This is a genomic window from Trinickia sp., from assembly GCF_051961175.1.
Classification (GTDB): domain Bacteria; phylum Pseudomonadota; class Gammaproteobacteria; order Burkholderiales; family Burkholderiaceae; genus Trinickia.
This window is the reverse complement of sequence record NZ_JBQCDN010000168.1, coordinates 1-6,322: the sequence shown is the minus strand read 5'-3', so window position 1 is coordinate 6,322 and position 6,322 is coordinate 1. Positions and strand designations below refer to the sequence as shown.

Here is a 6,322-nt window from a genome sequence, read left to right as displayed (position 1 = left end):
AGCCGATTCTTAGGATCCGTCCTTCGCCTTCAGCACATAGCCGAGCCCGCGCAACGTCATGATTTGCGCAGTCGAATGAGTCAAATGCTTGCGTAGCCGATGAATGTAGATGTCGATGGCGTCCGCGCTCGGCTCGTCTTCGAGGCTGTAGACGCTATCCATCAGCGCCGTCTTCGACACCGTCTTGCCTTGCTTGAGCATCAGCGCCTCGAGAATCGCATGCTCGCGCCGGCGTAGCGCGAGCGGCACGTCTTGATGACTGAATTCCCGCGTGTTCGTGTTGTAGTGCAGATCGCCGCAGACGATCGAAACCGACTTGCCGCCCGCCTGGCGCCGAATCAGCGCCTTGATCCGGGCAATGAGTTCTCGCGCGTCGAATGGCTTGACGACGTAATCGTCGGCCCCCGCACTGAAGCAATCCACCTTATCGTCGATCGAGCCATGCGCCGTGAGCATGAGCACGGGCGCATTGTCGCCACGCCGCCGCAAACGCGCGAGCACGTCCTTGCCGCTCATGCGCGGCAGCCTCATATCGAGCAGGATCACGTCGTAGCGCTCGGTGAGCAGAACCGCATCGGCCGTTTCGCCGTCCGGCACGCTATCGACGGCGAAATTCTCGCCTTGCAGCAAGTTCACGATCCAATGCGACAACTCGGCATTGTCTTCCACGAGCAGCAGCTTCATCGTTTCAATCCTTCCATGCCGGCAGGCGCACGGTGGCCACGAGCCCCACCCGCCCCTTGCCCGGCGCGACCCCGACACTTCCGCCATGCGTCTGCGCAATGCGCTGCACGATAGCGAGGCCGAGGCCCGTTCCCTCCACGTCCGTCATCCCGCGATAGAAGCGCTCGAAGACGTGCGCACGCATTTCGGCCGGAATGCCGGGCCCATTATCGACAACTTCAAGAACGACCTCCTCTCCCGCGAGTCGGCAACGCGCGGTCACCGCGCCGCCCGCCTGCGTATATCGGATCGCGTTGTCGACGAGGTTAGACACAAGCGCGGTCAACAGTTGCTCGCTGCCCGCCACCCGCAGATCGCCTTCCAGGTCCGCGCCGAGATCGATGTCGCGCCGCTGCGCAGCCAGGAGCGATTCCTCGAGCACCGACGACACGACCTGGGTCATATCGACCGACACGTTCGGCGCAGGCGACGGCGCCGATTCCGCACGCGCGAGCAGCAGCAACTGATTCGTAATCTCCGTCATCTTGCGGCTGGTGCGATGAATGCCCGTTAGCGCATCGGAAAGTGCGGGCTCGTCGGCCACGCATTGGCGCGCACACTGCACCTGCGTATCGAGCAACGTTAGCGGCGTGCGCAATTGATGCGCGGCATCGGCAATGAACTGCCGCTGCGTACTCGTATGCAGCTTTAGACGCGCGATGCACTGGTTGATCGCATCGACGATCGGACGCAGCTCGGTCGGCAAGTGATCGACGCGCACGGGCTCGAGTTGCATCGGATCGCGATCGGCCACGTCGTCCTTCAACTTCATGAGCGGGCGCAGCTCGCTCGTCAGGCCGATCAGGACCAACACGACGGCCAGCACGAGCATCAAGCCCTGCCGGATCAATTGCGGATGCCACAGTTGCGCCAGCATCCCCGCGCGCGACGCCTGCGTCTTGCCTACCACGACCACCACCGACAGCGCCTCGCCGGCATTGTAGAGCTGACGTTGGTAAGCCACTGCGCGAATCGCTTGATCGTCGAGCGTCGTATCGTAGAACACCGGATAGGCCGCATGCTCGCTCGGCAATGCGAGTTCGGGTGTGCCGCCCAACAGCCGATCGCCGTCGGCGACGATCCGGTAAAACACGTGATCCTGGTAAGGCGATTCGAATATTTCCAACGCGGCGGGCGGAACGTTCGCGAGCAACTCGCCGTTGCTCCATTCGACGTCCTCGCCGATCGTGCGCGCCGAAGCGAGCAGCGCGTTGTCCTGCAGCAGATCGGCTGTTTGTCGAGCGGCATCGTAAGCCATCACACCGGCCACGACCATGAACGCCGCCAACGGCAACAACACCCACCACAGCAGGCGGGCGCGCAAACTATGCATCATCGACCGACGCCCTATGAATGAAGTGTGGCTCATGCCGCGTCGACGCACGCGGCGTCGGCGCGGCATGAGCCTGCCGCCTCGATCGCGCCCGACCGGCGCGATCCGTCGGAATCAGAATGCAGCGGGTCTCCATTTCAGCAGACGCTTTTCCAGCCGGGTCAGCAAGTAGTCGCAAGCCAGCGCCACGACGGCCAACACGATCATCGCCGCGAACACGCCGCTCGCATTGAACGCGCCTTGCGCCGTGGAGATCAACAAGCCGATCCCTTGCTTCGAGCCGAGGAATTCGCCGACGACCGCACCGACGAGCGCAAAGCCGAAGCTCACGTGCAAGCTCGCCAAGATCCACGACAGCGCCGACGGAATGACGACCGCCGTCGTCAATTGCCGCTTCGACGCGCCCAGAATCTGCGCATTCGCGATCATATAACGGTCGGCCTCGCGCACGCCTTGGAACGCATTGCCGAAGACGACGAAGAACACCATGACCACCGCGAGTGCCACCTTCGATGCCATGCCCAAACCGAGCGCGATCACGAACACCGAACCGAGCACGACGCGGGGGATCGAGTTGGCAACCTGGATATAGATGCTGAATACGTCCGACAGCAACTTATTGCGCCCGAGCACGACGCCGCAGATGACGCCGGCCACCGAGCCGATCGCAAAACCGATCGCCGTCTCCTCGAGCGTCACCCACACTTGCGTGAGCAGCGGCCCTTGCGAGGTGCCGTTGACGAACCAATCGAGGATCTGCGCGAAGATCAGCGAGGGCATTGAGAAGAAGAACGGATCGATCCATTTCAGCCGGCCGGCGAGCTCCCAGCCGCCGAGCCAGACCACGAGAACTAGCAGGCGCAGGCCGATAATCAATGCTTGACGATGGCGCAACCGCCGCTGCGCCGCTTTTTCCACTTCGGCGAGCGACGCTTCCATCGGGCTCGCTTTGGGTCGTTCGAAGGTAGTAGCCATAGTAGACATCTCAGTCTTTCCGGTATTCAAAGTCAAGCAATCTGCACTTCTTCGCGCAGGTCGTGCCAAATGTCGCGCGAGAGTTCGATGAAGCGCTGTTCATAGCGAATTTCCGACGTGATGCGCGGACGCGGCAGGTCGATTTCATAGACCTTTTTCAGGGTCGCGGGACGTGCCGTCAGCACGAACACGCGATCGGCCAGCGCGATGGCTTCTTCGAGATCGTGTGTCACGAAGACGACCGAGCCCTTGTTCGCCGACCACAGCTGCAGCAGTTCGTCCTGCATCAGCGTGCGGGTTTGCATATCGAGCGCCGAGAACGGTTCGTCCATCAGCAGGATTTCGGGCTTGTTGATGAACGTCTGCGCCAGCGCGACGCGTTTGCGCATGCCGCCCGAGAGCTGATGCGGGTAATGATTGCCGAATTTCTCGAGGCCGACTCGGCGCAGCCAGTCTTTCGCCTCTTCATAGGCGGCGGCCTTCGAGCGGCCGCGGAACAGCGGGCCGGCGGCGACATTGTCGAGCACCGAGCGCCAGGGGAACACAGCATCGGCCTGAAACACGAAGCCGATACGCGGATCGATGCCCGTAACGGGGCTGCCCATGACGCGCACGCTGCCGGTCGTCGGCTGGAGCAGGCCCGTGATCATGCTGAGCGTCGTCGACTTGCCGCAGCCGGTCGGGCCGACGATGGCGATGAATTCGCCTTTGGCAACCGACATGCTGAAATCGCGCAGCGCGATCGTCGCTTTGCCGTCCGGCGAAATGAAACGGCATGACACCGAGTCGAACTCGATGACGGGTGTGTCATGGGAAGCAGCGTGGTTCATCAGAGCAATCCAAGCGATGGGAGGTGGGCGCCCAAACTGGCGCGCCCGGGGTACGACAGGGGGAGACTAGGTGATTCTTACTTCGCGGCAACGAACTCGTTCGTGTACGTCTTCGAGAGTTCGACGTGCTTGCCCTTGACCGACGGGTTGAAGCCCGAGAGCACCTTCAGCACCGTTTCCGGACCGTCGGCAGGCATCTTGCCGTCTGCCGTGTACATCGGCAGCGACGCCTTCAAAGCCGATACGTAAAGCGCTTTGTCCTTCTGGTAATCGGCCGGCATCTTGGCGGCGATCTCGTCGGCGCTATGCGTATGGATGAACTGCATCGTGCGCACGAAAGCATGCGCGAGCTTCGCCGCTTGATCCTTGTGCGTATCGACCCAAGCCGATTGCACGTACAGGCTCGATGCCGGATAGGTGCCGCCCAGTGCCGCCTTCGTGCCCTCGACCGAACGCATGTCGACCAGCACCTTCGCGTCACCCGTGGCCAGCAGCTTGGAGACGGTCGGCTCGGTCGTCATGCCCGCATCGATGCGCGACTGCTTGATCGCTGCGATGAAGCTCGCGTCGGCGCCCACCGGCAGCATCGTGTATTGCGACGAGGTGATGCCGTGCTGGCCAGCCAGGAATTGCGTGAGGAAGCTTGTGGACGAGCCCAGGCCCGTCACACCGAGCGTCTTGCCTTTGACGTCGGCCATCGACTTGATCGTTTCGGCCGATTTGGTCGACACCATCTCGACCTCGCCCGGGACCTGGCCGAACACGACGATCGCCTTGACGTCCTTACCCTTCGTCTGCAGATCGATCGTGTGATCGTAGAAGCCGACGACGGCTTGCACGGCGCCCGCCAGCAGTTCGTTTTCGGCGTCGACGCCGGCCGGCTGCGACAGCAGCTCGACATCGAGCCCTTCATCCTTGAAGTAACCCAATTGCTCGGTCAGCTTGGCCGGCAAATAAATGAGTTTTGTAATCCCCCCGACCATGATCGTGACTTTGCCGTTGTCTGCGGCCATCGCACCATGTGATGCCATGCCGAACAGCAAGGCGGAAGCGAGAGCGAAATTGCGGATTTTCCGCGACGTCGGGTGCATGCGAGTGTCTCCTCATTTATGTCGGCGCGGTGTTGCGCCGGGTTTGCATCGATGAAGCGATTCTAGGTGCGGCAATCCTTCCCGAGCCTTTCACAGCATAGGGCGCGATATCCGGGATTACCATGACGAATTATCTGGGCGTCGCGCCGGCCAGCGTGCATTCCTCTGACGAGCGCGTCCAAGCCGCGGCGCGCTCGTCCCGGTCGTCATTCAAGTCGCTCTTACTTCATCACCCTCCTCCTCCGCTCGTTCCACGCCTCGCAAACGTATGCGGCTCAGCCCCAGCCGTCGGCCTATAGCGCGCGTCGGCAGCCTTCGTCAAGCTGGGGCGAGCGCCCCTCAAGCTTTACATTCCTCAGCCGATAAAGAGGCAGGCACATATTAGAACGAACATTGTCGTCCTCCTTTGCTCCATGCTTTTGGAACACTTCCCTCGCGGGAGAAACCCGCACCCGCTGTGCCGCCTTGCGCTCGCGCTGTCGATGCTCGTCGCCGCAAGCCGCGTCGACGCCGCGCCAGCCGATGCGGCCGGTATCGGCTCGCCGGGCGATCTCGCGTCGATGCCGCTCGAAGCGCTGATGCAGGTGAAGGTGAGGACTGCCACTTTGTTCAGTCAGTCGGTCGCCGATGCGCCGGCGGCTGTCGTCGTCCTGACGGCCAAGGACATCCAGGCCTTCGGCTGGCGTACCTTGGCCGACGCCCTCGCCTCGCTGCCCGGCCTGTACACCTCGTACGACCGAACCTATTCGTACCTCGGCGGCCGCGGCTTTCAGCGGCCCGGCGACTACAACAGCCGCTTCCTGCTGCTGATCGACGGGATGCGGGTGAATGACTCCGTCTACGATCAGGCGCCCATCGGCGACGATTTTCCGCTCGACATGGATCTTGTGGAGCGCATCGAATATGTGCCGGGCCCCGGCTCCGCCGTCTACGGCTCGAATGCGCTGTTCGGCGTGATCAACGTCGTGACCCGGAAAGGCAGCGACATCGACGGCACGCAGGTGGCAGCGGCCGCGGGGAGCTTCGGCGAAAAGCGCGCGCGGGCGACCTACGGCTGGCATGGCGCCGGCGGGACCGACCTCGTGCTGTCGGCATCGAGCTTCGTGCGCGACGGGCAGGATCTTTACTATCCTGAATTCGATACGCCCGATCAAAACAACGGCGTCGCACACCATCTGGACTACGACCGCGCGCAGAACTTTTTCGCCAAGTTTGCCTACGGCGACCTCAAAATCAGCGCGGGCTACGGCAATCGCACCAAGGGCGCTCCCACCTCCCCCTATCAGTCTGTCTTTAACACGCCGCAAAGCACGACCGATACGCACAGCTTCATCGATGCGAAATACAGCCATGCAGTGACAAACGGCCTC

At 62.3% G+C, this 6,322-nt stretch carries 6 protein-coding genes; 1 reads left to right on the top strand and 5 read right to left on the bottom strand.

Going from position 1 to position 6,322, the window contains the following annotated elements; all coding sequences use genetic code 11:
- Nucleotides 1–9: 9 nt before the first annotated feature.
- The 5 genes from ACTHL0_RS09725 to ACTHL0_RS09705 form a co-directional block, all read right to left on the bottom strand.
- Nucleotides 10–684, bottom strand: coding sequence for a response regulator (locus tag ACTHL0_RS09725; protein WP_440566516.1), 675 nt, complete (start codon nt 682–684; stop codon nt 10–12).
- 4 nt (nt 685–688) lie between these two features.
- Nucleotides 689–2,059: a sensor histidine kinase N-terminal domain-containing protein gene (locus ACTHL0_RS09720; protein WP_440536197.1), complete on the bottom strand. Its 1,371-nt coding sequence runs from the start codon at nt 2,057–2,059 to the stop codon at nt 689–691.
- Nucleotides 2,060–2,170: 111 nt separating this feature from the next.
- Nucleotides 2,171–2,995, bottom strand: coding sequence for an ABC transporter permease (locus tag ACTHL0_RS09715; protein ID WP_440566519.1), 825 nt, complete (start codon nt 2,993–2,995; stop codon nt 2,171–2,173).
- 68 nt (nt 2,996–3,063) lie between these two features.
- Nucleotides 3,064–3,861: an ABC transporter ATP-binding protein gene (locus tag ACTHL0_RS09710; RefSeq protein WP_440566515.1), complete on the bottom strand. Its 798-nt coding sequence runs from the start codon at nt 3,859–3,861 to the stop codon at nt 3,064–3,066.
- A gap of 77 nt (nt 3,862–3,938) precedes the next feature.
- Complete coding sequence (locus ACTHL0_RS09705) at nt 3,939–4,892, bottom strand: ABC transporter substrate-binding protein (protein ID WP_440566518.1); 954 nt, start codon at nt 4,890–4,892, stop codon at nt 3,939–3,941.
- A 620-nt stretch (nt 4,893–5,512) separates the two neighbouring features.
- Here ACTHL0_RS09705 and ACTHL0_RS09700 point away from each other — a divergent pair.
- On the top strand, nt 5,513–6,322 hold an 810-nt coding region (locus tag ACTHL0_RS09700), incomplete at its 3' end, for a TonB-dependent receptor (protein WP_440566517.1).

Coding starts and splice junctions, on each gene's coding strand:
- ACTHL0_RS09725 (WP_440566516.1), bottom strand. CDS start 684: ATGAAGCTGCTGCTCGTGGAAGACAATGCCGAGTTGTCGCATTGGATC.
- ACTHL0_RS09720 (WP_440536197.1), bottom strand. CDS start 2,059: ATGATGCATAGTTTGCGCGCCCGCCTGCTGTGGTGGGTGTTGTTGCCG.
- ACTHL0_RS09715 (WP_440566519.1), bottom strand. CDS start 2,995: ATGGAAGCGTCGCTCGCCGAAGTGGAAAAAGCGGCGCAGCGGCGGTTG.
- ACTHL0_RS09710 (WP_440566515.1), bottom strand. CDS start 3,861: ATGAACCACGCTGCTTCCCATGACACACCCGTCATCGAGTTCGACTCG.
- ACTHL0_RS09705 (WP_440566518.1), bottom strand. CDS start 4,892: ATGGCATCACATGGTGCGATGGCCGCAGACAACGGCAAAGTCACGATC.